Origin of the sequence: Enterobacter cloacae complex sp. OE43NF (assembly GCF_023544405.1) — a bacterium.
Classification (GTDB): Bacteria; Pseudomonadota; Gammaproteobacteria; order Enterobacterales; family Enterobacteriaceae; genus Enterobacter; species Enterobacter cloacae.
Genome location: NZ_JAMJFW010000031.1, coordinates 26,363 through 39,818, shown reverse-complemented (window position 1 = coordinate 39,818; position 13,456 = coordinate 26,363). Strand labels below are relative to the sequence as shown.

Below are 13,456 nucleotides of genomic sequence, written 5' to 3'. Positions count from 1 at the left end.
ATTACCACCAGGCTTCAACCTGCACGCCGAAATTCCAGGTATTACTGGCGGTGCCGTCTTCGAAGGATTTCCCATGTTCGGAATCATTCAGGTAGGAGGCAAACACCCGTAGCTCGGGACGTGACATAAAATCAGGTCCGTCCGCCAGACCTAAGGCGATCGTGTACTTCTCACCGCTCTGCTTGTAGTTTGAACCGTCGGTATAGGTATCTTTCTGGTAGAACCCGCCCACTTCACCAATCAGACGCACATATTCGGTGAACTGATACTGCGCGCGGCCCACCAGCGAAATCAGGCGCGATTTATCGGTATACTGCGTGGTGTCATCCGCCGAGCCCCAGGTCAGGACGTGGTTAAAGGAGAGCTTATCGGTAATGGGAATTAAGCCGGTATTAATCACGCGGTAGCCGCTGGCATCGTTCACATAGTTCCACATGTCGTACCAGCCGCCCCCCTGGGAAACCATGTTCTGCGCCAGACCTTTGTTGGCATACTGCAGCACCAGCTTGTTATAGCCGCCCAGCATGTCCTGGCTGATCTCTCCGGTTACCATCACGCCGTTGTCGGCCTCGTACAGCCCGCCATACTCTTTCTGTTTGTTGGTCGGGTTTGGCATGGCATAGTCAATACCCACTTCCGTCCACGCGCCTGCCCACGGTTTCCAGCCCGCATAGCGGAGATCGATATAATTAATGTTCACGTCGTTATCACCGTCAACGCGGTAGTCCACGTCGTTGGCATCGCCGCGGATCCAGGCCACGGAGACCGCGCCAGGGCCGAGCGTATAGTTTTCAATACCTGCACCGGATCCCGAGATGTTCCAGTATTTGGTGTCAATGATGTGCAGATCATGACGCTGGTAATAGCGCTTCCCACCCCAGATAACCGCATTCGGATCGCCCGGGATCAACCCCTTGATCTGCAGGTTAAGCTGACGCAGGCCAAACTGAGCGTCGTCGCCAAAGGTGGTTTCGTTATCGTTAGAGCCGTCAGACACCATGCTCACCATGCTGTCGAGATAAAAGCTCACGTCGTTCTTTTTGTAGACCTCAGAGCCCAGTTCCAGCTCGCCGTAGGTATCGGCTTCGTTACCCAGACGGCCTATTTTATTCTTCTGCCACTCCTCCATCCCACCATCCCGTGAGACGCCCACGCCGGAGCGAAGATAGCCATGAAAATCAATCGGTACTGAAGACGCAGCAAACAGCGATGGAGACGCTAACGCGGCAGCCAGCGCAACGGATACAGAGCGGATCGTCGTGTTCATTGTTACCCTCTTATTGTTTTGTAATACGTTCACAAATCCGCTGTCATAAAATGCCTAAACCTTCTGGCTGGCAATTGAACGATCCTAAATGTGTGATTAACTGCAAATAAAATAGACAATTTTGTTACGAGTGATGAGCTGTGCCACAAATTATGGCATTGTGAGCGTAATACTTTTTGATGGTGTTATGTCTGCGAAGTGAGGGCGGTGAGCGTTTTTTTACAGCGCCCCTGTTACAATCATCGCATAACAACATAAGGAACCGGACCATGAAGTCGAAAAGCGCAACGTTAGAGGACGTCGCACGCCATGCAGGCGTCTCCTATCAGACCGTGTCCAGGGTACTGAATAAATCTGCCAATGTATCCGAGGCCACGCGCCACAAGGTTGAGAAATCCATAGAGTTATTGCGGTATGTGCCGAATCGCCTGGCCCAGCAACTGGTAGGCAAGCAGAGCCAGACCGTCGGGCTGGTGACCATTTCGCTGGCTCTGCACGCGCCTTCTCAGGTGGCGGCAGCTGTAAAACGCTATGCGAACGTGGAGGGATACCAGGTACTGATCTCAATGATAGATGAGAACGTCAACCAAAGTATTCAGGACTCTATCAACGAACTGAAGTCCCAGCTGGTGAGCAAGGTGATCATTAACGTGCCTCTGGAGGCCGAAGAGGCGCAGAAAATCGCCACCGACAACGACGATATCGTCTGTCTTTTCCTGGATGTCGACCCGTACAGTTCTGTGTTTAACGTTTCGTTTAACCCGGCGGATGGGACCCGCGCCAGCGTTAAATACCTTTACGAGCTGGGCCATCGCGACATCGCCCTGCTGGCGGGGCCGGAGTCCTCTGTGTCGGCACAGTTGAGGCTAAAAAGCTGGATCGAAACCCTGAAGGGTTACGGGCTGGAGCCCGCTTCGGTGATCCGCGGCAACTGGGATGCGCAGAGCGGGTATGCCGGTGCGCTGCAGATGTTGCGCGAAACGCCGCAGTTTTCCGCCGTACTGGTGGCCAACGACCAGATGGCGCTGGGCGTACTGAGCGCCTTCCACCAGCAGCAGATTTCCATTCCGGGCGAGAAGTCGGTGATTGGCTACGATGATACCTACGAAAGCTCGTTCTTCTACCCGGCGCTGACGACGGTCTCACTGGATTTAGATCTGCAGGGCAAAGAGGCGGTGCGCCGCATTCTGGACAGCGGCGAAGAGAGTGCCCTGCGCATGTCTTCGATTTTACCTGCCCGTCTGGTGGTGCGACAGTCCACCGGGCCGAAAGGGGAGAAGGGAAAAAACCTCCAGGCGCTGGCCCAGCAGCTGCGCGAGATTGCGCATCAACTGGGTGATGTGTAGCGGAGTGAGCACCTCAATCACAGGAAAGAGGTGCTCGTAAGATTACTCCAGCCCCAGCGTATACTGGGCGATTTTGAAGTAGATAATCAGCCCGGTACCGTCGATAAGCGTCGCGATAAACGGCGCGGAGACGACGGCCGGGTCAATGCCGCAGCGCTTGAGTACCATGGGAATAACGGACGAGACTATGGCACTCCACAGCGTAATGCACACCAGCGTCAGGCTGACGATAAGGGTAATTTCCAGCCCAATCCCCATCATCCATGCGCGGATGCACCCGGCAATACCGAGCGTGACGGCAATCATCAGTGAGGTGGTCATCTCTTTGCAAAGTACGCGACCAACATCGCGCAGATGCACTTCACCCAGCGCCATGGCGCGCACCAGCGTGGAGGTGATCTGCGTTCCGCTGTTCCCGCCGGTGCCAATCAGCAGCGGGATAAAAAATGCCAGCGCAATGGCGGACTCCAGCGCCTCTTCAAAGTGCTGGATCACCGAGCTGGTGTAGGCTTCCGCGACAAACAGCAGCAGCAGCCAGACAGAGCGTTTTTTCCACAGGCTGAAGGCGCTGGTCTCCAGATAGGGCTTTTCCAGCGGCAGCGTGGCCCCCTGGCGCTGGGCATCTTCGGTGACATCGTCTTCCAGCAGGTGAGCCATTTCGCGCTCGGTGAGGCAGCCAACCAGCTTGCCGTGGGTGACCACGGGCACCACATCCGCACCGCTGTGGGCCAGCAGTCCGGCGACATCGGCCCGCTCATCTTCCGGTTTGACCTGCAGAAATTGCGACAGCATCAGCGATTTTACCGGCTGTACGGTATCGGTGGTTTGCAGTAATTTGCGTACCGCAATCATGCCTGCCAGGCGACCCTGATCTTCAATGAAAATATGCGACGGAATATCATCGTCTTTTAATTTTTCGAAAAACTGCTCGCGCGCCAGCGCCACGCATAACGAAATATCGAGGACAATAAAATCGGTATTCATATATTGCGCGATAGCGCTGTCATTGAATACCGGGTTCTGGTTGTGAATAGCGTAAGACATAGTGAATTCCCTTTGAATAAAAAATCTCTCAGGGGCGAGCAAGACAGGGCATGTCGAAGAGGAGATCCCCACGTCCTGGGTTCAGCACTGTACACCGTATCCCGTAAGGGAAGTTATACTGACAAAGCCTTGATTCGACAGTGCCTGTTTTACCCTGTGCGGGTTCTCTCGAACCTGCCAGAGCGATAACGTGTATTTGTACAGGAGCCTCGCCATAACGAGATCGTTGTAAACCAGCGGGATAATACGCTTATTTTATTTTCCCGCTCTGGAATTTAAAAAATGTTTAGGGAATGTTTATGTATTCATTATTCATGACGCGTTGAGTCTTTATTTAAACTTGCTCGACTTTAATAAGAAGGTAAATATTCACGAGGAGAACAAGGTGGCGTGGTTTGACAATCTGCTCAATCATTTTGCGCATTATCCGACGCATCTCTTTGCGCTACTCTTCGTGCTGGCTTTGAGTAAATCCACGGTGCTGATCTCCTCCGTGCTGCCGCCCGCCTCGGTGATGTTGCTGACCGGGATCACCGTCAGCCAGGCGAGCCTGCATCCGGCGTTGACGTGGCTGGCGGTGGTAATGGGGGCCACGCTCGGTTCGCTGCTGAACTATCATATCGGTCAGTTGATGGGGCATACGCGGCTGGTGACGCGCATTACCTCAAAACATGCCGATACATTTTTGCGGGTGCAGCATCAGCTACAGAAAAACGGCGTGCTGGTGCTCTTCACCGCCCGTTTTCTGGCGGTACTGCGCTATATCGTGCCGCTGGCGGCGGGCATGCTCAGGCTCAACCGGGTGAAGGTTTACGCGGTCAGCCTGTTTTCTGCCGCCGTCTGGGCGGCGCTGTATGTCGGCATTGTCACCGGCATCAGCGCCTTTTAAGTTACAAACTTCCCATTCCGCCGTCCACCAGCAGTTCCGTTCCTACCGTGTAACTGGATTCGTCGGAGGCCAGATAGAGCGCGGCTTTTGCCAGCTCCGTCGTCGAGCCCATTCTGCCCAGCGGCACAAGCTTGATGATCTCCGCCATCATCGCGTTAAGCGTTTCTTCGCTTAAGCCCGTTTTCGTAAAGGCCGGGGTTTCTACCGGGCCGGGGCTCAGACCGTTAACGCGAATGCCGCGCGGTAACAGCTCTGCTGACAGTGTGCGTGCCAGCGACAGCAGGGCGGCCTTGCTCGCGGCATACACGCTGCTGGTGGGCAGGCCGATGCGCGCGCTTACGGAGCCGCACAGGATCACCGAGGACGGATTATTCAGCAGCGGCAGCAGCGCCTGAATTAAAAAGAACGGTCCCTTCAGGTTGATGCCCATAAGACGATCCCAGGCCTCTTCCTGCCACGCTTCCAGCGGTGCGTGCGTCACGTCGCCGGCGTTGAGAAACACCGCGTCCAGGCGTGGCCAGCGGGCGGCAAGCGTCTCCGCCAGCGCTTTTTGCGAAGCAATATCTCCCGCTTCGGTCGGGATCACCCAGGCCTTATCGCCCAGAATGCGCTCTGCTTCGGCGAGCGTTTCCGGGTTACGACCGGTGACGGCGACATGCGCCCCTTCGGCGAGAAACATCTGCGCAGTGGCAAGGCCAATGCCGCTGGTTCCGCCGGTAATCAGCGTATATTTACCTGCTAAACGACCCATGTTCTTCTCCTGAAATGTCTCTGGAGAAAGCACTATAGAAACGTTAGTATCGAAAGGAAACCAGGTACCAATTGGATACTAATGCGGCAAGAGGTGTGCTATGGCGGAATTGCTCGATATACGTTGTGAAAAAAATTCTGAGGTTTATGTCTGCCCGATGACGCAGTTTGTGAACCTGATTTCCGGGAAGTGGGCGATCCCTGTTCTTTATCGCCTGATTATCCTCAATGCGCCGGTACGCTTTGGCGATCTGCTGCGCGCTACCGCCCCCATCACGCAAAAAGAACTCACGAAGCAGCTCAGGCTGTTCGAACAGCGCGGGCTGGTGTCGCGCACGGTTTACCCGGAGATCCCACCGCGCGTGGAGTACCAGATAACGGGGCTGGGGTTGACCCTGCAAGGGGCGCTCTCGCCGCTGGCCGCCTGGATGAGTGAGTACGGCGACCAGCTTGAGCGTTAGCCTACTGTTTTACATAGCGCGGCGCCGGGATGCCGGTGCGGGCGCTGTTAAACAGTTCCAGACGTGCCGTTTCGTAGCGATCCCATAGGCTGGCATCATGCATTGGCGGAATGGTAATCAGCTCGCCCTGATCCAGACCCGCCAGCGAAGCATTCACCATATCGTCAGTGGTCATCACCGAGCCTTCCGGCAGATCGTTCACCGTCACGCCGGAATGCTGCCAGATTTCTGTTGCCGTTGCGGCGGGTAACACGGCCTGAATACGCAGATTGCTGTCGGCAAACTCCTCCTGTAACCCACGGGTAAAGCTGAGCACCCAGGCTTTGGTGGCGCTGTACAGCGCGCTGCCTGCACGCACGTGCAGGGACAACACCGAGGCGATATTGATAAGCGTACCGTGGTTATTCTGCGCCAGGCGCGGCAGGATCGCATAGGTCAGGCGCATCAGCGCCGTGGTGTTGAGGGTGTTAATGGCCTGATGCGCGGCCACATCGCCCGCGAGGAACGGGGCCATCTGCGCGGTGCCGGCGTTGTTAACCAGCGCATCAATGGCGGTATTGCTACGCAGTTCGTCTTCTACCGCGCGGATCCCGGTTTCATCGGTGAGATCGGCCACCAGAATATCGACGCTCACGCCATAGCGCGCGCGCAGGTCGGCGGCGAGGGTTTGCAGCCGATCCTCGCGGCGGGCGACCAGGACCAGGTTAGCGCCGCGCGCGGCAAGGCGATCGGCATAGACGGCACCAATCCCGGAAGAGGCACCCGTAATCAGGGCGGTTGTGATTTGCGTAGTCATCGTGTGTTACCTCAAAGCAAAGTGGGTTATTTGGTTTCAATATGAAACTGAATTCACTGTCTGCTATTTGGTTTTATAATGCAACTATGTTGGTGGTCATTTTGTGCTTTTGCCGTCGGGAACGATCAGGAGGGTAGTTTAGCCACGATCTCTTCAGGCGTAAGTTCGCGGCCATCATCGGCGATAAGCAGCAGTTTACGCAGCGGTTTGCGCTGTTCGCTATCAACGAGAACGGTGCCGCATTCGTTTTCCGCGAACAAAAATTCATTGCCCCACTGGGACAGGGCAACCAGCACCGTCTGAAGTGCGCGTCCCTTGTCGGTCAGAACGTATTCCTGCCAGGCGCTGCCGTCGGAGGCGGGCTGGAGCCGGAGGATGCCTTCATCGACCAGCAGTTTTAGCCGCGCGGTCAGCATGTTTTTCGCGATACCGAGGCTTTTCTGGAACTCGCCGAAGCGTTTAATCCCACGCAATGCGTCGCGAACAATCAGCAGCGACCACCAGTCGCCGATGATATCCAGCGAACGGGCGACAGGGCAGGTACTCTCTTCAAGACGGGTGCGTTTCACAGGCAAATCTCCGGGCGTATGTAGTTTTATTATAAAACTAATCTGCTCACCGGGTAAGCGTGTTATTCATCAGTTTGAGAAATGCTTCCCGGAAAATTGTCACGGATCTGTCACACTGAACGCGACATTTTAAAACGAGTGAGGAATTAGGGATGAGAAAAGCACTACTCGCGGTGGCCGTAGCCGGTCTCTTTTCAGCAGCCTCCGGGGTGCAGGCGCAAGAGACGCCGGAAGGGTATCAGCTGGAGCAAGTTTTAATTATGAGCCGTCACAACCTGCGCGCACCGCTCGCCAATAACGGCAGCGTGCTGGAGCAGTCCACGCCAAAGCAATGGCCTGAATGGGAAGTGCCGGGCGGTCAGCTCACCACCAAAGGTGGCGTGCTGGAGGTTTACATGGGGCACTACATGCGCGAGTGGCTGGCCCAGCAGGGGATGGTGAAGACGGGAGAATGTCCACCGGCGGAGAGCGTTTATGCTTACGCCAACAGCCTGCAGCGCACCGTCGCCACAGCGCAGTTCTTCATTACCGGCGCGTTCCCGGGCTGCGACGTGCCTGTGCACCATCAGGACAAAATGGGCACCATGGACCCAACCTTTAATCCGGTAATTACCGATAACTCACCGGAATTCCGCGAAAAAGCGCTCAAGGCGATGGAGTCCGAGCGCCAGAAAATGCAGCTTGGCGAAAGCTATAAGCTGCTGGAGCAGATGACGAACTACGCCGATTCGCCGTCGTGCAAAGAGAAAAAAGTCTGTTCACTGGCAGACGCGAAAGATACCTTCAGCGCCGACTACGAAAAAGAACCGGGCGTTTCCGGGCCGCTGAAAGTGGGCAACTCGCTGGTGGATGCGTTCACGCTGCAGTATTACGAAGGCTTCCCGGCCGACCAGGTGGCCTGGGGAGAGATTAAAACCGACCAGCAGTGGCGCGTATTGTCGAAGCTGAAAAACGGATATCAGGACTCGCTGTTTACCTCAACCGAGGTGGCGCAAAACGTCGCCAAACCGCTGGTGAAGTATATCGATAAAGCCCTGGTTACCGATCAGGCAAAAGCGCCGAAAATCACCCTGCTGGTGGGGCATGACTCCAACATTGCCTCTCTGCTGACGGCGCTGGACTTCAAGCCGTACCAGCTGCATGACCAGCAGGAACGCACCCCAATCGGCGGCAAAATTGTCTTCCAGCGCTGGCACGACAAAAACGCCAACCGCGAGCTGATGAAAATTGAGTATGTGTATCAGAGCTCAGAGCAGCTGCGTAACGCCAGCGTGCTGTCGCTGCAGTCTCCGGCGCAACGCGTGACGCTGGAACTGAAGGGATGTCCGGTGGATGCGAACGGTTTTTGCCCGATCGATAAATTTAATACGGTGATGAACGACGCGGCGAAATAAGATAATCCCCCCGCGCAGGCGGGGGGAAACGCTCAGACGTTTTTACGTTCGATGGTTTGCTCACCCCAGAAGAGCGAGTCTTTGTCCGTTTTTTCGAAGGCGCGTACCAGCACTTCATCATTGCCTTCTTCCCAAATCTGCTCTGCCAGTTTTTCATCGTATTTCGCGACTTCAAAAATGGCTTCGGCGATCTCCGGAGAGGTATTGCGTAAACTTGCCCATTCGCCCACGTGGTGAGCTTTGGATTCTTGAGTTGGCATGCTTGTCCTCCTGTTGAGTTAGCCGTTCAGTTTTTTGGCCAGACCCGCGACATATTCACCCTGATAGCGGGCGATAGCGAGCTCTTCATTGCTCGGCTGTCGGGATCCATCGCCACCGGCAATGGTGGTTGCACCGTAAGGTGTGCCGCCACGTACCTGAGAGACGTCAAACAGTTCCTGCGCGCCATAGCCAATCGGTACAATCACCATCCCATGATGAGCAAGGGTAGTCCAGGTTGAGGTAATCGTCTGTTCCTGGCCTCCGCCGGTCCCGGTGGAGCTGAACACGCTGGCGAGTTTGCCGTACAGCGCGCCAGAGGCCCACAGCCCGCCCGTCTGATCGAGGAAGGTGCGCATCTGGCCTGACATATTGCCAAAACGGGTGGGGGTGCCGAAGATAATGGCGTCGTAATCCGCCAGCTCCTGAGGCGTGGCGACCGGCGCATTCTGGGTTTTTCCTCCGGCTTTGGCGAACGCTTCTGCCTGCATGGTTTCCGGTACGCGTTTTACCACAACCTCCACGCCGTCCACTTTGTTTGCACCTTCTGCTACCGCGTGAGCCATGGTTTCAATGTGTCCATACATGGAATAATAGAGCACCAGAACTTTAGCCATTTTGCATCACTCCTCGTTTGTTTTTTCTGACAGCGAATCGCTGCGTTCATTTAAAGATATGACATCACAGCCAGACTGCAAAAATGAACGGCATTTCTTTGATTTATAACAATATGCTGACCATCGCGGCTTGTAGCAAAATGAAACATTTTTACCGCCGACGATTTTTGAAATGATAAGAAAGGCTTATGAATGACCGCCGCGTTTTCTCACCCAAAAGACTGAGATCTTGTTGCAGAATATTAACTACAGCTTGCCGGATACCCTCAGTCCACTAAGCTTAGTTTCACGCGGCACAGATAAAGGCGCTGTCCTTTAGCCGCGAGGTGAAAGAATCCTCTTTTACTGAATGCAATATGATGTCTAATGTTTCACACACTGGAGGTTAGAGATGGCAAACCATCGTGGTGGTTCAGGTAATTTCGCCGAAGATCGTGAAAGAGCATCAGAAGCAGGCCGTAAAGGTGGCCAGCATAGCGGGGGTAATTTTAAAAATGACCCTCAGCGCGCATCTGAGGCTGGCAAAAAAGGGGGTAAAAACAGCCATGGCGGCAATAAGTAAGTCGCCGGGTTGAAAGACCTCTGCCGCCGGGATCTCCCGGCGGTTTTTTTATTTCTGTAACATTGAACTGCAATCAAAGGCATCGCACACTAGTCCCTTCATTCTACGTTCTGGTGCCTCATGTCTGTTTCTCGTTTTACCTTCTCCGTCAAACCTCAGGAAGCGATCCTCATTCTGATCACCATGTTCTGGGGCGGAACCTTTCTCGCCGTCCAGTATGCGGTCACCCTGAGCGATCCGTTCTTCTTTGTCGGCCTGCGCTTTGCGACGGCAGCGATTGCCGTGGGGTTGATCTCGTTGAAAACCCTGCGCGGGCTGACCCTGCAGGAGCTCAAGGCCGGGGTGGCGATTGGCGTGGCGATTGCCATGGGGTATAGCCTGCAGACGTGGGGGTTACAGTCAATTTCCAGCAGTAAATCGGCCTTTATCACCGCCATGTATGTGCCGCTGGTGCCGTTATTGCAATGGCTGTGTCTGGGACGCCTGCCGGGTGTGATGTCCTGCATTGGTATTGTGCTGGCGTTTATCGGCCTGATTTTGCTGGCCGGGCCGGAAAATAACCTGCTGGCACTGGGGCCGGGCGAGATCATTACTCTGGTGGGAGCCATTGCGATTGCCGCGGAAATTATCCTCATCAGCGCCTGGGCCGGGAAGGTCGACGTTAAGCGCGTCACGGTGGTACAGCTTGCCACGGCGTCGCTGGTGGCGTTCGCGACGATGGTTCCGGCAGGGGAGTCGGTTCCGCCGATGTCTACCGGGCTGGTGGTGGTGGCGCTGGGGCTGGGTATTTTCAGCGCCATTATTCAGGTGACCATGAACTGGGCACAGCGCAGCGTGTCGCCGACGCGGGCGACGGTGATCTACACCGGGGAGCCGGTCTGGGCGGGGATTTTTGGACGCATTGCCGGAGAACGCTTACCGCTGCTGGCGCTGGTCGGCGCGGCGTTTATCGTTGTTGGGGTGCTGGTGAGTGAGCTAAAGCTCAAAAAACGACGTAAGGCGATTGCCGGGTAAGCGCAGCGTCACCCGGCAAGTAAGGGGGACTTATATCAGGTGGAGGGGGTGATGGCTTCCCCTTGCGCTTCATCCCCTTTCCGGCGGCTCAGCAGGGCATTAAGCAGGATCGCCCCAAAGGTCGCCGTACCAATCCCGCCAACCGTAAACCCGCCCAGCGTCAGGGCAAAATCACCTGCACCCAGCACCAGCGTGACCGCCACCATAATCAGGTTACTGTTCTGGCTGAGATCGACGCGATGCTGTACCCAGATGCGCGCTCCCGCCACGGCAATCAAGCCGAACACCACAATTGATGCGCCGCCGATGACCGGCGAGGGAATGGTGTGGATCAGCGCACCAAATTTTGGTGAGAAGCCGAGCAGCATCGCCATGACCGCCGCCGCCACGAACACCAGCGTGGAGTAGACTTTCGTTACCGCCATCACGCCAATGTTCTCGGCGTAGGTGGTGACACCGCTGCCGCCCACCGACCCGGAGAGCATCGTCGCCAGGCCATCCCCGACAAACGCGCGCCCCATATACGGATCCATACTGCGCCCGGTCATGCCCGCCACGGCCTTCAGGTGCCCTAAGTTCTCCGCCACCAGGATCACCGCGACAGGGGCGATAAGCATCATCGCCTGCGTGTTAAAGGTTGGCGACGTGATCTGCGGCAGACCGAACCAGGCAGCCTGATGGAGCAGGGTAAAGTCGACAGGCTTGCCGAAACCAAAGACATTGGCCAGCAGGGCGTAGATCAGACAGGCCACAATCAGCCCGACCAGAATCAGCAGACGCTGAACCATGCCGCGGGTGAATACCGCCACCAGACCGATACACAGCACGGTGATCACCGCCATCCAGCTCTCAAACGGCGAGCCGGAGACACTCTTCACGGCAATTGGCGCCAGGTTCAGGCCAATCGCCATCACCACCGCACCGGTAACCACTGGCGGCATCATTCGCTCGATCCAGCGGGTTCCGATCTTCATCACCACGACGCCAATCAGGGTATAGACAAGACCACAGGCGATAATGCCGCCGAGGGCGACGCTGAGGTTGGGGTTGATCCCCTGACCGTTAAACCCGGTGGTGGCGATGACCACGCCGACAAAGGCGGCGCTGGAGCCCAGATAGCTGGGCACGCGCCCGCCGGTGACAAAAAAGAACAGCAGGGTGCCAATACCCGACATCAGAATGGAGAGATTGGGGTCAAGGCCCATCAGCATCGGCATCAGCACCGTTGCACCAAACATGGCGACCGCGTGCTGGACGCCCATCACCAGGGTTTGCCCGAGCGGGAGCCGTTCATCCGGCGCGACCACGCCAGGTTCTGTAGAGGTCGATTTCAACTGCCAGTGGGGAAATCCGAACATTGCCATGAGCTGCTTCCTTAAGAAGGGTTAACAGGCGGGTCGCATAAGCGCGTGGTAGCCGCGGTCAAACCACACCAGCCCCTGCGGGGCGGGGTGGCGGATAATGGACACGATGTCGCAAAACAGAATGTCGTGGGTGCCGACGCTGACCACCTGGCTGATACGGCAATCAAACGAGGCCAGCGCCTCCTCCAGACGCGGGCAGCCCGTCTCGCCCGTCTGCCAGCGGGCAGCGGCGAAGCGATCTTCCATCGGCGTTTTGCCGCCAAACAGGTTGGAGAGTGGCTCCTGTCCGGCGCTCAGGGTGTTGACGCACAGGGTGCGGTTTTCGCTAAACGTCGGCCAGACGGACGCGCCGCGGTTAAGACACACCAATAGCGTCGGGGGCGAGTCGGTGACGCTGCATACGGCGCTGGCGGTGAAGCCCGCTCTGCCAGCAGGGCCGTCGGTGGTGATGATATTGACCGCCGCGCCCACACAGGCCATGGCATCGCGAAAGGTTTGTTTATCGGGTGTCGTCATGATGGCTCCTTACGCCAGCCCGCAGGCGTCTTCAAAGGCCAGGCGCGGCAGACGGCCGTAGAGTTTGCCCACATCGCCATAGCCGATATTGATCAGCAGATTGCTTTTCAGCAGCGTGCCGGTGAAAAAGGCTTCGTCGACTTTTTGCCGGTCAAAACCGGACATCGGGCCGGTGTCCAGCCCCAGGGCGCGACAGGCAAAGATGAGATAAGCGGCCTGCATGGAGCTGTTGCGAAAGGCGGTCTCTTCAGCGTGCGCGGGGCTGGTGGTAAACCAGCTCTTCGCATCCCCGTGCGGGAACAGTTCAGGCAGACGCTCATAAAATTCCGTGTCCCACGCCACAATCGCGGTGACCGGTGCGGTGAGGGTTTTCTCCAGGTTGCCGCTGGAGAGTGCGGGGCGCAGCTTCTCTTTACCCTCTGCGCTGCGCACAAACACAATACGGGCCGGGGAACAGTTAGCGGAGGTAGGCCCCCATTTCATCAGGTCGTAGATCTCGCGCAGCGTCTCGTCGCTGACCGGTATGTCCAGCCAGCCGTTGTGGGTGCGTGCGCCGGTGAACAGTGAATCCAGCGCGGCAGAGGTAATGGCTTCGCTCATCGAAACTCC

Annotated in this window: 16 protein-coding genes and 1 riboswitch; of the genes, 6 read left to right on the top strand and 10 right to left on the bottom strand. The window is 56.5% G+C overall.

The annotated features are described in order from the left end of the window. Nucleotide 1 precedes the first annotated feature (1 nt). Nucleotides 2-1,267 carry a maltoporin gene (locus tag M8370_RS15255; RefSeq protein ID WP_013097211.1) on the bottom strand — a complete coding sequence of 422 codons (1,266 nt, stop codon included), beginning with the start codon at nt 1,265-1,267 and terminating at the stop codon, nt 2-4. A 269-nt stretch (nt 1,268-1,536) separates the two neighbouring features. Between M8370_RS15255 and M8370_RS15250 the strand changes: the two genes are divergently transcribed. Continuing rightward, a complete protein-coding gene (locus M8370_RS15250; RefSeq protein ID WP_038419069.1) occupies nt 1,537-2,613 on the top strand; it encodes a LacI family DNA-binding transcriptional regulator in 1,077 nt (358 codons plus the stop codon). A gap of 42 nt (nt 2,614-2,655) precedes the next feature. Here M8370_RS15250 and M8370_RS15245 read toward each other — a convergent pair whose 3' ends face one another. Further along, entirely contained in the window at nt 2,656-3,657 is a 1,002-nt protein-coding gene (locus M8370_RS15245; protein WP_040021574.1) for a magnesium transporter, read from the bottom strand. A 59-nt stretch (nt 3,658-3,716) separates the two neighbouring features. Beyond that, a riboswitch (M-box (ykoK) riboswitch) is annotated at nt 3,717-3,886 on the bottom strand. 156 nt (nt 3,887-4,042) lie between these two features. On the opposite strand from M8370_RS15245, the gene M8370_RS15240 reads away from it, so the two are divergent. After that, on the top strand, nt 4,043-4,546 hold the full coding sequence (locus M8370_RS15240; protein ID WP_023620983.1) for a DedA family protein: 504 nt from the start codon (nt 4,043-4,045) through the stop codon (nt 4,544-4,546). Nucleotide 4,547: 1 nt separating this feature from the next. On the opposite strand, the gene M8370_RS15235 is transcribed toward M8370_RS15240, so the two are convergent. Then, a complete protein-coding gene (locus tag M8370_RS15235; RefSeq protein WP_250021259.1) occupies nt 4,548-5,297 on the bottom strand; it encodes an SDR family oxidoreductase in 750 nt (249 codons plus the stop codon). 100 nt (nt 5,298-5,397) lie between these two features. Between M8370_RS15235 and M8370_RS15230 the strand changes: the two genes are divergently transcribed. Next, nucleotides 5,398-5,757: a winged helix-turn-helix transcriptional regulator gene (locus M8370_RS15230; RefSeq protein ID WP_013097206.1), complete on the top strand. Its 360-nt coding sequence runs from the start codon at nt 5,398-5,400 to the stop codon at nt 5,755-5,757. A gap of 1 nt (nt 5,758) precedes the next feature. On the opposite strand, the gene M8370_RS15225 is transcribed toward M8370_RS15230, so the two are convergent. Together M8370_RS15225 and M8370_RS15220 are read right to left on the bottom strand one after the other, a co-directional pair. Beyond that, nucleotides 5,759-6,553, bottom strand: a complete 795-nt coding sequence (locus M8370_RS15225; protein ID WP_058684545.1) for an SDR family NAD(P)-dependent oxidoreductase — start codon at nt 6,551-6,553, stop codon at nt 5,759-5,761. A 125-nt stretch (nt 6,554-6,678) separates the two neighbouring features. Next, entirely contained in the window at nt 6,679-7,122 is a 444-nt protein-coding gene (locus M8370_RS15220) for a winged helix-turn-helix transcriptional regulator (RefSeq protein ID WP_013097204.1), read from the bottom strand. Between the two features lie 152 nt (nt 7,123-7,274). Between M8370_RS15220 and agp the strand changes: the two genes are divergently transcribed. Further along, entirely contained in the window at nt 7,275-8,516 is a 1,242-nt protein-coding gene (gene agp, locus M8370_RS15215; protein ID WP_097536261.1) for a bifunctional glucose-1-phosphatase/inositol phosphatase, read from the top strand. A 32-nt stretch (nt 8,517-8,548) separates the two neighbouring features. On the opposite strand, the gene M8370_RS15210 is transcribed toward agp, so the two are convergent. Both M8370_RS15210 and wrbA read right to left on the bottom strand, forming a co-directional pair. After that, nucleotides 8,549-8,776 carry a YccJ family protein gene (locus M8370_RS15210; RefSeq protein WP_008499832.1) on the bottom strand — a complete coding sequence of 76 codons (228 nt, stop codon included), beginning with the start codon at nt 8,774-8,776 and terminating at the stop codon, nt 8,549-8,551. A gap of 18 nt (nt 8,777-8,794) precedes the next feature. Continuing rightward, complete coding sequence (wrbA, locus tag M8370_RS15205; protein ID WP_013097202.1) at nt 8,795-9,391, bottom strand: NAD(P)H:quinone oxidoreductase; 597 nt, start codon at nt 9,389-9,391, stop codon at nt 8,795-8,797. 391 nt (nt 9,392-9,782) lie between these two features. Between wrbA and M8370_RS15200 the strand changes: the two genes are divergently transcribed. Together M8370_RS15200 and M8370_RS15195 are read left to right on the top strand one after the other, a co-directional pair. Then, entirely contained in the window at nt 9,783-9,953 is a 171-nt protein-coding gene (locus M8370_RS15200; RefSeq protein WP_013097201.1) for a con-10 family general stress protein, read from the top strand. A gap of 120 nt (nt 9,954-10,073) precedes the next feature. Then, nucleotides 10,074-10,967 (top strand): DMT family transporter, encoded by an 894-nt coding sequence (locus M8370_RS15195; protein WP_014831382.1) that lies wholly within the window; start codon nt 10,074-10,076, stop codon nt 10,965-10,967. A gap of 35 nt (nt 10,968-11,002) precedes the next feature. On the opposite strand, the gene rutG is transcribed toward M8370_RS15195, so the two are convergent. Genes rutG through M8370_RS15180 form a run of 3 tightly spaced genes read right to left on the bottom strand, consistent with a single transcriptional unit; the run spans nt 11,003 to nt 13,447 of the window. Continuing rightward, nucleotides 11,003-12,331 carry a pyrimidine utilization transport protein G gene (gene rutG, locus M8370_RS15190; protein WP_013097199.1) on the bottom strand — a complete coding sequence of 443 codons (1,329 nt, stop codon included), beginning with the start codon at nt 12,329-12,331 and terminating at the stop codon, nt 11,003-11,005. Nucleotides 12,332-12,352: 21 nt separating this feature from the next. Then, entirely contained in the window at nt 12,353-12,847 is a 495-nt protein-coding gene (rutF, locus tag M8370_RS15185) for an NADH-dependent FMN reductase RutF (RefSeq protein ID WP_013097198.1), read from the bottom strand. 9 nt (nt 12,848-12,856) lie between these two features. Next, a complete protein-coding gene (locus M8370_RS15180) occupies nt 12,857-13,447 on the bottom strand; it encodes a malonic semialdehyde reductase (protein WP_013097197.1) in 591 nt (196 codons plus the stop codon). Nucleotides 13,448-13,456 lie beyond the last annotated feature (9 nt).

Coding starts and splice junctions, on each gene's coding strand:
- M8370_RS15255 (WP_013097211.1), bottom strand. CDS start 1,267: ATGAACACGACGATCCGCTCTGTATCCGTTGCGCTGGCTGCCGCGTTA.
- M8370_RS15250 (WP_038419069.1), top strand. CDS start 1,537: ATGAAGTCGAAAAGCGCAACGTTAGAGGACGTCGCACGCCATGCAGGC.
- M8370_RS15245 (WP_040021574.1), bottom strand. CDS start 3,657: ATGTCTTACGCTATTCACAACCAGAACCCGGTATTCAATGACAGCGCT.
- M8370_RS15235 (WP_250021259.1), bottom strand. CDS start 5,297: ATGGGTCGTTTAGCAGGTAAATATACGCTGATTACCGGCGGAACCAGC.
- M8370_RS15230 (WP_013097206.1), top strand. CDS start 5,398: ATGGCGGAATTGCTCGATATACGTTGTGAAAAAAATTCTGAGGTTTAT.
- M8370_RS15225 (WP_058684545.1), bottom strand. CDS start 6,553: ATGACTACGCAAATCACAACCGCCCTGATTACGGGTGCCTCTTCCGGG.
- agp (WP_097536261.1), top strand. CDS start 7,275: ATGAGAAAAGCACTACTCGCGGTGGCCGTAGCCGGTCTCTTTTCAGCA.
- M8370_RS15210 (WP_008499832.1), bottom strand. CDS start 8,776: ATGCCAACTCAAGAATCCAAAGCTCACCACGTGGGCGAATGGGCAAGT.
- wrbA (WP_013097202.1), bottom strand. CDS start 9,391: ATGGCTAAAGTTCTGGTGCTCTATTATTCCATGTATGGACACATTGAA.
- M8370_RS15200 (WP_013097201.1), top strand. CDS start 9,783: ATGGCAAACCATCGTGGTGGTTCAGGTAATTTCGCCGAAGATCGTGAA.
- M8370_RS15195 (WP_014831382.1), top strand. CDS start 10,074: ATGTCTGTTTCTCGTTTTACCTTCTCCGTCAAACCTCAGGAAGCGATC.
- rutG (WP_013097199.1), bottom strand. CDS start 12,331: ATGGCAATGTTCGGATTTCCCCACTGGCAGTTGAAATCGACCTCTACA.
- rutF (WP_013097198.1), bottom strand. CDS start 12,847: ATGACGACACCCGATAAACAAACCTTTCGCGATGCCATGGCCTGTGTG.
- M8370_RS15180 (WP_013097197.1), bottom strand. CDS start 13,447: ATGAGCGAAGCCATTACCTCTGCCGCGCTGGATTCACTGTTCACCGGC.